Raw genomic sequence first — 13,266 nt, forward strand, 5'->3', positions numbered from 1 at the left:
ATCATGAACACGCCAGCCGCACTGGCTGCGTGACTAGAACCTGTCACCTATCCGTGCAGCAGACCCTCGCGCTCATGGAGTTCATCGTTGAAACCAGAGACGTGCCGGGCGTCGGCGCGGTCACGGCAACGATTGCCGTGCAACGTCGAGCTGGGTGCCGGGCGACATTTCGCAGGCTGTGTGAAGCCCGCCTCAAGAGCGGTCGCATCGCGGCGTTCAGACAAATTCTGGTGATTAAGCAAGCCTTCGACGCGCACTAACACGGAAGCCATCTTCCATGTCTTCGACACAGAACGAATGACACCCGCCGTCGCGAGTCTCAAAACTATTCGTTCAAGAGTTCACCAATGATCTCGCGAGTCCGGCTCTCTGCCTCTTTCGCATGTGCGGCCTCGTCCTCTGACAAGGATGCAAATTCTTCTGGATTCTTGATGCCTTGTTGGACGGCCTGCTCCGCGAGGTCCTGAGCGAACTGCTCGTTTGCTTCGGCCACGCTGACCGTCTCGCCACTGTCGGACGCTGGTGTGGTGATACTCATAATTCTGGCTGGCTCAATCTTTCATGCGATTGCTCCGTGCAATCAGCCCTTAATCCTAAATGAAAGTGAATGCCGCGAGCGTCTTCCCAAGGGGGTGGCGATCAACCACACCCTTGGTGAAGGGTGGTGTGATTCGCCCCCCCTTGGCGGAGGGGTGTAAGCCAGGGTCATGCCCCTGGTGGCAATCGGCCGGCGAACCGCCTGAAGTGTGGCGGGCTGGCGAAAACACCTGGGCGCTCATTGTGATGACATCGCGATGAGGTCCAAGGTGAAACGCACCCCCATCTCGCGTTTGAAACGCGGTCGTTTGTCGCTGGTGTCACGGAACGCGGGACGCGGTAACCCTCGAATGCCAGTGATGTATGGGTAAAACTCCGGCAAAATGTTGCTTACCCCGAATCGGGGTAAGCGGGCATCGGCTCGAGTTTTCGCCAGTTGCGTAGTGAGTGATCCCCGTTACCCGTATTTCGGGTAAGCAGTCACGTCCGAGCGAGTTTTGAAACGTGCCGATGGGGCCGGAGTACCGAGCAGTCCGCAACTTTCCCGCAACAACTTGCAAAAACCAAAGGCGGTTTGGGTGATCGTGGCGCATTCAAAAACCACGGAAAAACAATGATCTGCCGGCAAAGGGCCACGTCCCCTAGGTGGTGCACCGGTTTCGAATCCCTGTGGGGGGACCATCACATCATGGGACCTCGGGTTAGAGATCGAAACTTCGGAACTCCACGGGCGGCGTCTCCCCGTTCAGGTGCATCGCGATCCGGCTCAGATGGGCCTCGATCTTCTCCGGCCCCGCGCCCTCACCCTGACGGAGGCCGCTCAATTCTTGCGAGATCGAGAGCAGCGCGGCGACCTTCGCGACCTCAATTCTCTGGTCGATCGTGAGATGTGCGACGTCTGCAATGGTCCCTGATGACTCGTTCTTCGCTGCACCGATTGCGTCGGCGAGCAAATCCCAAGCGTTCGCGTAATCAGTCATCGCGCAGTTCCTTTCGACGGGGATATTGCCAGCACTCTACCCACGACGGATGACACCGCGCCAGAGTCGCGAGCGTTCCCTTGCGGCACCGGCCGCCCACCTACAGGTGAAAGCGCTTCGCTAGTTCGAGGCGCATTTCGCGTCCGCGCAGAATCTGCACGTCGCCCAGCGCGACGAGGCTGACGACGATGCAGCTCCACGACGCCCATGGGTTGTTCACCCAGCGGAAGACCAGGAAGACGAACGGCGCGAGACCGAGGAGCACGGTGAGTCCGCTGTAGACGAGGTGCTCGGCGACGTCGATGCGGAGGAGCTGCACCGTGATCAGCAGGGCGATGATGGCCGACGCGCAGACGATCGGAACGGCGTAGGTGAGCGACCAGCGCTGCCAGCCCCCGAGGTAGTCCCAGTAGACGCAGACGAGTCCGATGAGCGCCACCAGGTAGACGGTGCCTTTCGCCACGTTGCGGCGTTTGCGCACCGCCATGAGCACGACGAGCCACATGGCGGTGACGCCGAGCCAGATGGATCGCCAGACGCCGATGCCGTCGAGGTCGCGGGCGAAGAAGAGCTGCACGACGAATGAGACTAGGATCACCGCGAGCGACGCGAAGAAGAGCGCCTTCAGGATGCGCCGCTTCGAGAAGGTGAGGGGAACGCTGGGCAGCGGATCTGGGGAGGCGTCGCCGATGAGCGCGGTCTGACAGAGCGGGCACGTGGCCCAGGTGCCCTCGATGGTGACAGCGCACTCCTCGCAGCGCCTCATGCGCCGGGCTCCTGAGGTGCGAGTTCGTCCTCCGTCACGCGGGCCGCTGCCACTGAGACGTCGACGCCGCTGTCGGTGAGCATTCGCACGAATGCGCGCACGTGATCGGTTTCGACGAAGGGGGAGGTGAAGCTGATCGTCAGGAGACCTGCGTGCGACATCGCGCAGAACTGCGGTCGCACCGCGGAGACGTGGAACAGCATGCGGCCCACCCGCGACCCCGCCGGCTCTGGGAGTACGACGCGACCGAGGTTGGACACTGCGACGCTGAGCCCGCGGTTGTTGCCCCAGTTGATCAGGCGGAGGATCGCGTCCTTCAGCACTCTGGGCAGGATGCGCAGGAGCGGTGTGCGTTCGAAGCGGATCAGTCGCCGGAGCTTCCGCTCGAGCGCCTGCGGTGTCGCCTTCGGCTTGAACTGGGCTTCGAGCTCGCGGCAGATCGATCCGAGGTCGTCGCCGGTGCCGTCGGCGTCGAACGCGTGCTCCACGCGCACCGTGGCGAAGAAGTTGCGCGCCGAGGTTGATGGGAAGAACTGTCTGAGGTTGATGGGGATGGACGCCGCGAGCGTGTTGGCATGCCCGAGCGGCCCGATCGATTCGCGCAGCGCTCGGAAGAAGAGCGCCGTCAGGTAGATGGTCAGCGAGGTCTGCTGCGCGCGTGCGAGCGCGAGAACGGCCGGGGCCGGCATGGTGAGTTCGACGACGCGCGTGCGGTTGTCCGGGGTGCGGGTGCCGCGAATCCGGTGGACCCGGGTGCGGGGCGCTCGGAGCCACCGAGGGATCCGCAGCGCAGCCGTCGCAGCAGTGCGCAGCGGTGCGGTGCGGGGTGCTTCCGATTCAGCGTCGGCCGGGGCGAAGGGTTCCCGGGTGCGGTGGAAGTAGTGGGAGAAGCTGTCGGCGATCAGTTCGTGTGCGGGGTGCGGTTCGTCTTCGACCGGTTGCGATGCAGGATCGGCCGGCAGCGCCGTATCGCCGCCGCCCGCTCCGGCGGCACCGGCACCCTGCGCTCGGAGGTATGCCGTGACGAGGTCAGTGAGGAACCAGAGCGCGCCCGTGCCGTCGGAGAGCGCGTGGAAGATCTCGAGGATGATCCGTTGCCGCCGATACGCGACGCGGAAGAGCAGGTTTCTGCGATCCTCCCGATAGATCGGGGCGCACGTCGGAAGGTGCTCGGGGGAGACGGTGGGACGCAGGTCGCTCGTCTGCAGGTAGTACCAGAACATGCCGCCCCGCAGCACTGCATGATAGAGGCGGTACCGCTCGTACGTCGCTTCGAGCGCCTGCTGCAGCAGGCGCGGCTCCACGGCGTGGTCGACCTCGGCGCTGATGCGGAACACTTTGGGATCCGCGTCGCTTCTCGCAGCGAGGAAGATGTTCGAGGCGTTGTCGAGTCGCACCCACGACGCCGGCGTCACGTCGTCTCCGCCGCCGTCGCGCTCGCCGCATGCTCCTCGCGTCCGTCGAGGAACGCATTGATGTGCTCGTACGCCTCGCGCAGCGACCGCGAGAACCGGGGGAGCGCGATGAAACCGTGGAGCGCGCCGTTCACGCGGTGCACGCGCACGACGTTGCCCGCCGCTTCGAGCGCGCTGCCGTAGGCCTCGCCCTCGTCGCACAGCAGGTCGAGCTCCGCGGTGATGATCAACGTGTCCGGCTGCCCCGACAGATCCTCCGCCATGAGCGGAGCGACGAGCGGCTGCGCGCGTTCGGCTCGATCCGGGACGTACAGGTCGAAGTAGTCCTGCACCTCCGTGTTGGTGAGGCGGTAGTCGTCGCCGTGGTTGCGCACGGACGCGAATGGCGAGGTGCTCGGATCGTGATCCCAGTGGGTGACGGGGTAGAGCATGATCTGCCGTCTGGCCCCCGGCTCTCCTCGCTCGCGCAGCGCGAGCGAGACGGCGGCGGTCAGATTGCCCCCGGCCGAGTCTCCGATCAGAATCACCTCGTCGTCGGGTTCGGCTCCGGCGCGCGTCGGATCGGCGAGGAAGAGCTCGGCGACGCGCAGGCAGTCTTCTAGGCCGGCCGGGAACGGGTGCTCGGGGGCGAGCCGGTAGTCGACCGATGCGACGACGCACCCGGTGAGATCCGCCATGGTCGCGCACGCCGGCGTGTAGCTCTCGATATCCCCGGTCACCCAGCCGCCTCCGTGGAAGAAGAGCAGGACCTCATCGCGCTGGCGCTCTCGCGGGTGGAACACGCGGACCGGGATCGGGTGGTCGCCGTCGGCCGACATGATCTCCACATCGAGCGCGCGATAGCTCGGGTGGGGCAGCACGGCGAGCTGGCGCTGCCGGCGGCGCACCTTCTCGTAGTCCTCGCGCATGTTGAGTCGGGGCGCCGCGAAGTAGCTCAGCACCTTCCGAACCACCCAGTTGAGTTGTGAGCGTTGTCGGTCGGCGAAGGGCATGGGCTCAGCGTAACGCGCGGAGACCCGGCTCGACCTGATGCCGGCGAACTCGGAGCGGTTACAGTGGTGCCGTGGTCTTCGCCAAATTCGTGCTCGTGATGACGATCCTCGTCGTGATCGTGCTGGCGGTACTCACGCGGTTGCGAGCTGCTCGGTTGCGCCGGGAGCGAGCGCGTGCTGCGCGCAGAGACGCAGCCGCTCGGGCGGCGCGGTTCGACGCCGCCGCCGCCCTCCCGGCTTCGGCCGACAAACCGCGCGATCCCAGCTGATTCCGTGTCTCCGACGCTAGGATGCAGAGCATGTCTGGTGGATTGATTGCCACGCTCGTCGTGGTCGGAGTGCTCGTCCTGCTGATCGGCTACGTGTGGGTGACGTACAACTCGCTCGTCACGCTGCGCGTGCGCGTCGATGAGGCGTGGAGCGACATCACCGTCCAGCTCAAGCGGCGGGCCGACCTGATTCCCACGATCGTCGATACCGTGAAGGGGTACGCGGCGCATGAGAAGAGCGTCTTCGAAGACGTGACGCGGGCGCGCGCTGAAACGATCTCCGCCGAGGGGCCGGCCGAGGCGTCTGCGGCTGAGAACCACATGCAGCAGGCGTTGAAGAGCATCTTCGCTGTGGCGGAGGCTTACCCGCAGCTGCAGGCGAGTCAGAACTTCTTGCAGTTGCAGAGCGAGCTGGTCGACACCGAGAACAAGATTCAGGCGTCGCGCCGGTTCTACAACGGGGGAGTGCGCGAGTACAACACGAAGATCCAGGTGTTCCCGAACACCCTCTTCGCTCGCCCCATGGGCTTCACCGAGCGCGTCTTCTTCGAGGTCGAGGACATCGCGTCGATCTCGGAGCCGCCGCGCATCCAGTTCTAACCGGGGAGGGCCGTGTACCGGGCAATTCGCCGCAACAAGGTCAACAGCTTCTTCATCATCCTGCTGTTTCTCGGCATCGTCGGAGGCCTCGGCTACCTGGCCGCTTACATCTACCGCTCTCCCGGCATCGTCATCACGGTGGTCGCGGTGGCGGCGATCTATGCGGTGATCCAGTACTTCATGGCCGGGCGCCAGGCGATCTCGATGAGTGGCGCGCGCCGCATCACTCAGGCCGACCATCCGCGGTTGTACCGCATCGTCGAGAACCTCGCCATCACGACGGGTACGCCGATGCCAGAGGTGTACATCATCGACGATCCAGCGCCGAACGCCTTCGCGACGGGCCGCGATCCCGAGCACGCCATGGTCGCGGCCACGACCGGGCTGCTCGACCTCATGACCGATCCCGAGCTCGAAGGGGTCATGGCGCACGAGCTCGGCCACGTGCGCAACTACGACATCCGCGTCTCCATGATCGTGTACGGTCTCGTCGTCGCGGTCGGGATGATCGCGGATGTGCTCGTGCGCATGGCCTTCTTCGGGAGGAGCAACAACAACGGAAACCCGATCGTTCTCGTGTTCGGGCTCGTCGCAATGCTCATCGCTCCCCTCGTCGCGAGTGTCGTGCAGCTCGCGGTGTCCCGCCAGCGGGAGTACCTCGCCGACGCCACGGGCGCGCTCACCACGCGTCATCCGGAGGCGCTGGCGAGTGCGCTGCACAAGCTCTCCACCCACGGACAGCCGCTGCAGCGGCAGCAGTCGAGCATGGCGCACCTCTGGATCGCGGATCCGCTGAAGCCGGGAGTGGTGCAGCGACTCTTCGCGACCCATCCGCCGATCCCGGAGCGCATCCGCCGTCTCCTCGACATGGGCGGCAAGTTCTAGCTGAGCGCCGCTGGGAGGCGTCCGGGGCGTCAGCACGCGTCCCATTGGCTCGGACACCTCGTACTCGCCAGCATCAGGGCGCGGAGCCCCGCGGCGGCACATCACCTGCACCTGGAATGATGCCACGTCGAGGGAATGGAGCCACGTCGAGGGAATGAACAAGCCTGGGAATGACGCCGGCAGAGCAGGTGGTCAAGACGGCAGCTGTGATCGGTCTTTTATTTGCGTACTGAGTGCAGAAACGGATACGGTGCGAATGGGGGCCTACGAGAATTAGGTGATTGGCGTAACTGTGACTCACCGCAATACAGTATTTTTCAACGACGGTCAGCTGGTTGTGCAGCCCAGAGGTTTCGACGCATTGTGGTGCTTTCGACGGCGGGTCGTCTTGCCCGCTAGCGCACTAGCAGAAGCGCAAGTAGTGTCAAAAACCGCTGTGAAGCGCGGGATCAGAGTTCTGGGCACCGACCTGGGCTACAAGATCTGCGGCACCTTTCGCAGCAACGGCTCGATGAACTTTTGGAACTTCCAGAAGCCGGGACACCTCCTGGTGATACGGCTGGAGTCTGGGTTCGAGTACGCACATCTCTACCTTTCGGTCGATTACCCCGAATCCATCGCCGGGTTCATTCGGGAGCACATGACCGGGTGAAGTTGGACGCACGATGCGATTGTCCTCCTGGGCGAGTTCGTCTTCCCGCTCGATAACTGGGTGGATTAGTTGCAAAGGGACAGTTTTTCACTCTGACGCTGCGGCCGACGATACTTCGCCCGGGGCGCGGGTGTTCGTGGCGGGGCGTAGGGTAAGAGGGTAGCCAAGGAGGTCGCCCCAACCGTGTCCAATATGTTCCGCTCGCTCTCCGTTCGTGACTACCGCATCTGGTTCTTCGGGGCGCTGGTATCGAACATCGGCGCGTGGATGCAGGCGACCACGCAGAGCTGGGTGGTGCTCACTGAGCTCACCGAGACGAACGCCGCCGCGGTGGGAACGACCATGGCGCTGCAATTCGGTCCGCAGCTGCTGCTCGTGCCGTTCAGCGGCGCTGTGGCGGATCGCTTCGACCGGCGCCGGGTGCTCCTCGTCACCCAGTCACTGCTCATGCTCCTCGCCGCGGGGCTCGGCGTGCTGCTCATCACCGGGCAGGCGGAACTGTGGCATCTCTATGGCTTCGCTCTGGCGCTCGGAGTGGTCAACGCGTTCGATACGACAGCACGGCAGGCGTTCGTCTCCGATCTCGTCGGCCTCGGACAGACCTCGAACGCCGTGGCTCTGAACTCCGCCTCGTTCAACTCGGCGCGACTCATCGGGCCGGCAGTGGCGGGCGTGCTCATCGCGGTGATCGGCTCCGGCTGGGTGTTCATCATCAACGCGGTGTCGTTCGTGGCGGTGCTCGGAGCCCTGCTGATGATCCGCACACGTCGAAGCGCGCCTCCGGAGTCCGCGCGGGAGTCGCAGTGGAGACAGCTCTCCGCGGGGTTCCGCTACGTGCGCGGCAGACACGACCTGCTGGTCATCTTCGTCATGGTGTTCCTCGTCGGCGCCTTCAGCATGAACTTCCCGGTGATCTCGTCGACCATGTCGCTCGAATTCGGCCGTGGGGCGAGCGACTACGGTCTGCTGTCATCGGTGCTCGCCATCGGGTCGTTGGCCGGGGCCCTGCTCTCGGCTCGCCGACCATCGGCGCGCATGCGCATCGTGATCGTCTCCGTCGGGGGCATCGGCGTCATGAGCCTGATCGCTGCGGTCATGCCGACGTTCTGGAGCTTCGCGGTCACCCTCGTCTTCTTCGGGTTCGCGATCTCGACGATGCTCACGACCGCGAACGGGTTCGTGCAGACGACCGCGGAACCTGCGGTGAGAGGGCGAGTGCTCGCGCTGTACATGGCGATCCTGATGGGCGGCACGCCGATCGGTGCACCGCTCGTGGGAGCGGCTGCCGACGTGCTCGGACCGCGGTCGACCCTCTTCATCAGCGCCGCAGCCGGCCTGCTCGCGTTCGCGGTCGGACTCACCTGGCTGTTCTCCGAACGCCGCTTGCGCTTCCACCGCGACGGGCTGCAGCTCCGGGAGACGCACCGCGGTCGACCGGGCCTCGACGACGATCCCGGTGCGCAGCTCGAAACCCTCACCGCGCCGATCTCGGTGTTGCGACGCAGCTCGACGCCCGTGATGGGGGCGGGGGAGTCGGCGCCTCAGGAGGGGTCGAGCACGTCGGCGACGGGAGCGATCTCGATCAACGATCTGACCGAGGACTCCGACGGCGGAGACGGACCGACGCCGCGCGGGCGGAACTCGCCGGAGGACGACGCAGACGGTAACGGCCGGGCTTCGGGCCGGCGACCGAGCGTCTGATCAGTCGCGTCGCGCGGCAACCGCTGCGGCGACCTCAGCACCGATCTCAGTGAGATACACGCCTGCGTTCCGGATGCTCGTCGCGCGATCCGGCGCGCGATCGATCGTGGCGTAGCACGCACTGAAGCCGGCCGCGCGCCACTCGGACTCTTCGAGCGACGACTGCCCGCAGACGGCGACCGTCGGGATGCCGAGCGATGCGGCGGCGTGAAGCACTCCGACGGGTGTTTTGCCACCGAGGCTCTGGGCGTCCAACGAGCCCTCTCCGGTGATGACGAGGTCGGCTCCCGCGAGATGCGCGCGGAGTCGCGTGAGCTCGCACACCACATCGACCCCGGGCCGCTGCAATGCGCGGAGCACGGCGAGGGCGGCGAAACCGACACCCCCGGCCGCTCCTGCGCCGGCGTGCTGCGCGAAGTCCTTGACCCGGTCGCGGGGAGCGCGGCGTTCGAGCTCGGCGCGGAGGATGCGGGCGAAACGGGTCAAACCGAGCTCGAGCTGTGCGACATGCGCGACGCTCGCTCCCTTCTGCGGCGCGAAGACGCTCGCGGCACCCTGGGGTCCGAGGAGCACATGATCGACATCGCTCGCGAGGACGAACCGGGTATCGGCGAGACGCGGGTCGAGGGTGTCGAGCTCGATGCGCTCGAGGTTGCGCAGCGCGCCTCCGCCGTCGGGCAGCGGCTCGCCCTGAGCGTCGAGCAGCCGTGCGCCGAGCGCCGCGAGCATGCCGGCTCCGCCGTCGCTCGATGCGCTCCCGCCGACTGCGAGAATGATCGAGGTCGCACCGTGCGCGAGCGCCGCAGCGATCAGCTCGCCGGTGCCGCGCGACGACGCTCCGAGCGCATCGCGATGGCCGGGCGCTACGAGGGACAGGCCCGACGCCCGGGCGAGCTCGATGACCGCCGTCGTGGCGTGCTGGGCGAACTCGGCGTCGACCGGAGCGCCGAGCGGTCCGGTCACGGTCACCCGCGACACGGCGAACCCTGCGGCGATGGCCGCGTCGAGGGTGCCCTCGCCGCCATCCGCCATGGGCACCACACTGATGTCGGCATCCGCTTCCACGGAGCGGATGCCGTCGGCCAGGGCATCGCCCACGCTCCGGGCGTCAAGAGCGTCCTTGAACTTATCCGGAGCCACGACGATTCGCATACGCTCACGCTACCGGTTCACGGTCGCGCAGAGCAGAGCGGGCGGTCATCGATGATTGTTCGGCGGACACGCGATCCTTCGTCGCCGTGCACGTTTGAGCGGTAGGCTGAGACCGTCCTGGCGGCAGGCCCGCCTTTCCACGAGTATGGAGCCATGATTCCCGGTGAGCGACTTCTTGTCAGCACAGACACGCACTGAAACGGACTCTCTCGGCAGTGTCGAGATTCCCGCGTCTGCCTACTGGGGGGTGCACACGGCACGAGCCCACGAGAACTTCCCGATCGCGCGCCGCCCGGTATCGGTCTACCCCGATTTCATCCGCGCGTTCGCGTGCGTCAAGCAGGCGGCGGCGCGCGCGAACCTCGAGATCGGGGCGCTCGACGAGCAGCGCGCCACCCTCATCGATCGCGCCTGCGAAGAGATCAAGACGGGCATGCTGCACGATCAGTTCGTGGTCGGCGTGATCCAGGGCGGCGCAGGTACGTCGACGAACATGAATGCCAACGAGGTGATCACGAACCGAGCGCTCGAGCTCGCGGGCCACGCCAAGGGCGACTACGGATTCATCAACCCGAACGACCACACGAACCACAGCCAGTCGACGAACGACACCTACCCGACCGCGATCAAGATCGCGCTCGCGTTCTCGCTCGGGAGCCTGCTCGACGAGCTGGGCCTGCTCGCGGAGTCGTTCGCCGCGAAGGGCCGTGAGTTCTCGCACATCATCAAGGTCGGCCGCACGCAGCTGCAGGACGCGGTGCCGATGACGCTCGGCCAGGAGTTCAACGCCTTCGCCGTGACGCTGCGCGAGGACATCGATCGGCTGCGCGAGGCCGTGGCGCTGCTGCGCGAGGTCAACATGGGCGCGACCGCCATCGGCACGGGCATCAACGCGCCGAAGGGGTACAAGGAGACGGTGATCAAGCACCTCCGCGACATCACCGAGCTCGAGCTGGAGACCGCGGGCGATCTCGTGGAGTCCACGAGCGATACGGGCGTGTTCGTGACCTTCTCCGGAGCACTCAAGCGCAGCGCTCTGAAGCTCTCGAAGATCTCGAACGATCTCCGACTGCTCTCCTCCGGTCCGCAGGCCGGGTTCGGTGAGATCAACCTTCCCGCCCGCCAGGCCGGTTCGTCGATCATGCCGGGCAAGGTGAACCCGGTGATCCCCGAAGCGGTCACGCAGGTCGCCTACTCCGTCGCCGGCGCCGACGTCACCGTTTCGATGGCGGTCGAGGCCGGGCAGCTGCAGTTGAACGCGTTCGAGCCGGTCATCGCGCACTCTCTCTTCCAGTCGATCACGTGGCTCGAGCGCGCCTGTCAGACGCTGCGCGTCAATTGCGTCGACGGCATCACGGCGAACGAGGAGCGCCTCGAAGACATGGTGTCGCGCTCGGTGACCGTTATCACCGCGCTTGCGCCGGTCATCGGATACGCTGCCGCCGCGAAGCTCGCGAAGGAGGCGCTCGCGACGAACGAGAAGGTATCGGAGCTCGTCACTTCCCGCGGTCTGCTCGATCAGGCGCAGCTCGACGAGATTCTGCAGCCGTCGAAGCTCGCGGGGCTCGCGCCCGAGACCGACGTGATCGATGTGATCAGCGATGCGGCGATCCCCGCACCGGAGAAGATCGAGGACGGCGAGGGCACCCAGGTGTCGAAGAAGCCCGCGAAGTAGACGGGAGACGCAGAACGGCCGGTGGGATCCTCGGATTCACCCGGCCGTTCTGCGTGTGTCACCCAGGCGGTCCGTCGCAGTGCTCGCCGAAGAGAGCCCTGAACGCCTGCGCGCCGACCGAGCGCTTACGCCTCGACGCAGTGCGACGTCAGCGAACCGATGCCCTCGATCGTCACGGTGACTTCCGTGCCGGGTCGCAGGTAGAGCGGCGGCTTGCGCGAGCGACCGGCACCACCCGGGGAACCGGTCGAGATGACGGTGCCGGGCAGCAGCGTCGACTCCTGAGAGATCGAGGAGATGAGCTGCGCAACGGTGCGGATCATGAAGCCGGTCGTGGAGTCCTGCACGCGCAGTCCATCGACATCGGTCGTCAGATGCAGCGCCTGGGGGTCGGGGATCTGGTCCGCGGTTACGACGACGGGGCCGATCGGTGTGAAGCCGTCGAATGACTTGCAGCGCGACCACTGCGGTTCCTGGAACTGGATATCGCGCGCCGTCACGTCGTTGATCGCCGTATAGCCGAACACGTGCTCCAGGGCATCTTCCGGCGAGACGTTCTTCGCCGCCTTGCCGATGATCACCCCGAGCTCGCCCTCGTAATCGACCTCGGTGCTCACGTCGCTCGACAGCGGCACCTGACCGAGGTGCGCACCGAGCGAGTTCGGGAAGAGGGAGAAGAGCACGGGGCCGGAGTCGTTGTCGAGGCTGAGCTCGCTCGCGTGCTCGTCGTAGTTCAGGCCGACCGCGAGAACGATCGGAGCACCGATGACTGCCGGAGCGTACGTGGCCCCCTCGAGTCGCGCCCAGGCGTCGTCGTCGGCCGCTGCGACGGCGCTCTGCACCCGGGCGAGGGCATCGTCGCCGCCCACGATCAGCTGCTGCAGCGTCTGGTACGGCTGGCCGATTGCGCGCAGCGAGAGGTAGCGGCTGTCGTCGACGACGACCAGCTCTGGGGCAGCGGCCGGAGCAGGGATCAAGTGTGCGAATCTCACAGTGAAAGGTTACCGGAAGCCTGGCCCGTTGTTCGCGTCGCCCATATTCGACGACCGCACGCAGTTCCCCTGTGGGCGAACTCGGAGGCGGCGACGGCGGAGAATCCGCGAGAATGAGGGCATGACTGAAACACCGCAGACGAAGCCCGAGATCGAGTTCCCCGAGGGGCCGGCGCCGACTGAACTGCAGATCGTCGACATCGTGGAGGGCACCGGCGAGGAGGCCTTCGCGAGCTCGACCGTCGACGTGCACTACCTCGGAGTCGAGTACGACTCGGGTGAGGAATTCGATTCGTCGTGGGGCCGAGGTGAATCGATCAGCTTCCCGCTGCGCGCGCTCATCCAGGGATGGCAGGTCGGGATCCCGGGCATGAAAGTGGGCGGGCGTCGCAAGCTCATCGTTCCCGCCGCTCAGGCGTACGGCACGTCGGGCGGGCATCCCCTGTCGGGCAAGACCCTGATCTTCGTGATCGATCTGCTCGGTGTGAGCTGATCGTTCGACGCACCGTCGGCTGAGCAGCTGAAAAGCTGAAGAACTGAGCAGCTGACAGCACGCCGATCCTTCGACCGAGGATCGCTCGTTTTCGTGAGCGATCCTCGGTCGTTGTCGTTCCGGGACGACCTGGCGCGCATGCGGTGGTAGCGTTTCC

15 protein-coding genes are annotated in these 13,266 nt (G+C 65.8%); 8 read left to right on the plus strand and 7 right to left on the minus strand.

Annotated features, from left to right (window positions below; translation table 11 throughout):
- Positions 1-260: hypothetical protein (locus ABFX18_RS04505; protein ID WP_346057548.1), on the plus strand; the 260-nt coding region annotated here is incomplete at its 5' end.
- 65 nt (positions 261-325) lie between these two features.
- Here the strand turns inward: ABFX18_RS04505 and ABFX18_RS04510 are convergent.
- The 5 genes from ABFX18_RS04510 to ABFX18_RS04530 form a co-directional block, all read right to left on the minus strand.
- On the minus strand, positions 326-493 hold the full coding sequence (locus tag ABFX18_RS04510) for a hypothetical protein (protein ID WP_346057549.1): 168 nt from the start codon (positions 491-493) through the stop codon (positions 326-328).
- 745 nt (positions 494-1,238) lie between these two features.
- A complete protein-coding gene (locus ABFX18_RS04515; RefSeq protein WP_346057550.1) occupies positions 1,239-1,517 on the minus strand; it encodes a hypothetical protein in 279 nt (92 codons plus the stop codon).
- A 100-nt stretch (positions 1,518-1,617) separates the two neighbouring features.
- A complete protein-coding gene (locus ABFX18_RS04520; protein ID WP_346057551.1) occupies positions 1,618-2,283 on the minus strand; it encodes a DUF6320 domain-containing protein in 666 nt (221 codons plus the stop codon).
- Complete coding sequence (locus ABFX18_RS04525; protein ID WP_346057552.1) at positions 2,280-3,698, minus strand: alcohol acetyltransferase; 1,419 nt, start codon at positions 3,696-3,698, stop codon at positions 2,280-2,282. The genes ABFX18_RS04520 and ABFX18_RS04525 overlap by 4 nt, the downstream gene beginning before the upstream one ends.
- Complete coding sequence (locus ABFX18_RS04530) at positions 3,695-4,690, minus strand: alpha/beta hydrolase (protein ID WP_346057553.1); 996 nt, start codon at positions 4,688-4,690, stop codon at positions 3,695-3,697. The genes ABFX18_RS04525 and ABFX18_RS04530 overlap by 4 nt, the downstream gene beginning before the upstream one ends.
- A gap of 71 nt (positions 4,691-4,761) precedes the next feature.
- Between ABFX18_RS04530 and ABFX18_RS04535 the strand changes: the two genes are divergently transcribed.
- From ABFX18_RS04535 to ABFX18_RS04555, 5 genes are all read left to right on the plus strand, one after another.
- Positions 4,762-4,959 (plus strand): hypothetical protein, encoded by a 198-nt coding sequence (locus ABFX18_RS04535; protein ID WP_346057554.1) that lies wholly within the window; start codon positions 4,762-4,764, stop codon positions 4,957-4,959.
- A gap of 30 nt (positions 4,960-4,989) precedes the next feature.
- Positions 4,990-5,559, plus strand: coding sequence for a LemA family protein (locus tag ABFX18_RS04540; RefSeq protein ID WP_336661438.1), 570 nt, complete (start codon positions 4,990-4,992; stop codon positions 5,557-5,559).
- A gap of 12 nt (positions 5,560-5,571) precedes the next feature.
- Positions 5,572-6,444, plus strand: a complete 873-nt coding sequence (locus tag ABFX18_RS04545; protein ID WP_090147666.1) for a M48 family metallopeptidase — start codon at positions 5,572-5,574, stop codon at positions 6,442-6,444.
- 421 nt (positions 6,445-6,865) lie between these two features.
- Positions 6,866-7,096: a hypothetical protein gene (locus ABFX18_RS04550; protein WP_346057555.1), complete on the plus strand. Its 231-nt coding sequence runs from the start codon at positions 6,866-6,868 to the stop codon at positions 7,094-7,096.
- Positions 7,097-7,288: 192 nt separating this feature from the next.
- The gene (locus ABFX18_RS04555; RefSeq protein ID WP_346058005.1) at positions 7,289-8,797 is read left to right on the plus strand and encodes an MFS transporter; all 1,509 of its coding nucleotides are present in this window, start codon (positions 7,289-7,291) and stop codon (positions 8,795-8,797) included.
- Here ABFX18_RS04555 and ABFX18_RS04560 read toward each other — a convergent pair whose 3' ends face one another.
- The gene (locus ABFX18_RS04560; protein WP_346057556.1) at positions 8,798-9,949 is read right to left on the minus strand and encodes a glycerate kinase; all 1,152 of its coding nucleotides are present in this window, start codon (positions 9,947-9,949) and stop codon (positions 8,798-8,800) included. It lies immediately after the preceding gene.
- Between the two features lie 163 nt (positions 9,950-10,112).
- On the opposite strand from ABFX18_RS04560, the gene ABFX18_RS04565 reads away from it, so the two are divergent.
- Positions 10,113-11,624 (plus strand): aspartate ammonia-lyase, encoded by a 1,512-nt coding sequence (locus ABFX18_RS04565; RefSeq protein ID WP_090147672.1) that lies wholly within the window; start codon positions 10,113-10,115, stop codon positions 11,622-11,624.
- Between the two features lie 125 nt (positions 11,625-11,749).
- On the opposite strand, the gene ABFX18_RS04570 is transcribed toward ABFX18_RS04565, so the two are convergent.
- On the minus strand, positions 11,750-12,616 hold the full coding sequence (locus ABFX18_RS04570) for a fumarylacetoacetate hydrolase family protein (protein WP_346057557.1): 867 nt from the start codon (positions 12,614-12,616) through the stop codon (positions 11,750-11,752).
- 121 nt (positions 12,617-12,737) lie between these two features.
- Here ABFX18_RS04570 and ABFX18_RS04575 point away from each other — a divergent pair, with 121 nt between their 5' ends.
- Complete coding sequence (locus ABFX18_RS04575) at positions 12,738-13,109, plus strand: FKBP-type peptidyl-prolyl cis-trans isomerase (protein WP_346057558.1); 372 nt, start codon at positions 12,738-12,740, stop codon at positions 13,107-13,109.
- Positions 13,110-13,266: the final 157 nt, after the last annotated feature.

The organism is Leucobacter alluvii (genome assembly GCF_039530485.1).
Taxonomy (GTDB): Bacteria; Actinomycetota; Actinomycetes; order Actinomycetales; family Microbacteriaceae; genus Leucobacter; species Leucobacter alluvii.

Bases quoted from the DNA above. Each gene is read 5' to 3' on its own strand.
- ABFX18_RS04515 (WP_346057550.1), bottom strand. From the start codon at position 1,517: ATGACTGATTACGCGAACGCTTGGGATTTGCTCGCCGACGCAATCGGT.
- ABFX18_RS04520 (WP_346057551.1), bottom strand. From the start codon at position 2,283: ATGAGGCGCTGCGAGGAGTGCGCTGTCACCATCGAGGGCACCTGGGCC.
- ABFX18_RS04530 (WP_346057553.1), bottom strand. From the start codon at position 4,690: ATGCCCTTCGCCGACCGACAACGCTCACAACTCAACTGGGTGGTTCGG.
- ABFX18_RS04540 (WP_336661438.1), top strand. From the start codon at position 4,990: ATGTCTGGTGGATTGATTGCCACGCTCGTCGTGGTCGGAGTGCTCGTC.
- ABFX18_RS04555 (WP_346058005.1), top strand. From the start codon at position 7,289: ATGTTCCGCTCGCTCTCCGTTCGTGACTACCGCATCTGGTTCTTCGGG.
- ABFX18_RS04560 (WP_346057556.1), bottom strand. From the start codon at position 9,949: ATGCGAATCGTCGTGGCTCCGGATAAGTTCAAGGACGCTCTTGACGCC.
- ABFX18_RS04575 (WP_346057558.1), top strand. From the start codon at position 12,738: ATGACTGAAACACCGCAGACGAAGCCCGAGATCGAGTTCCCCGAGGGG.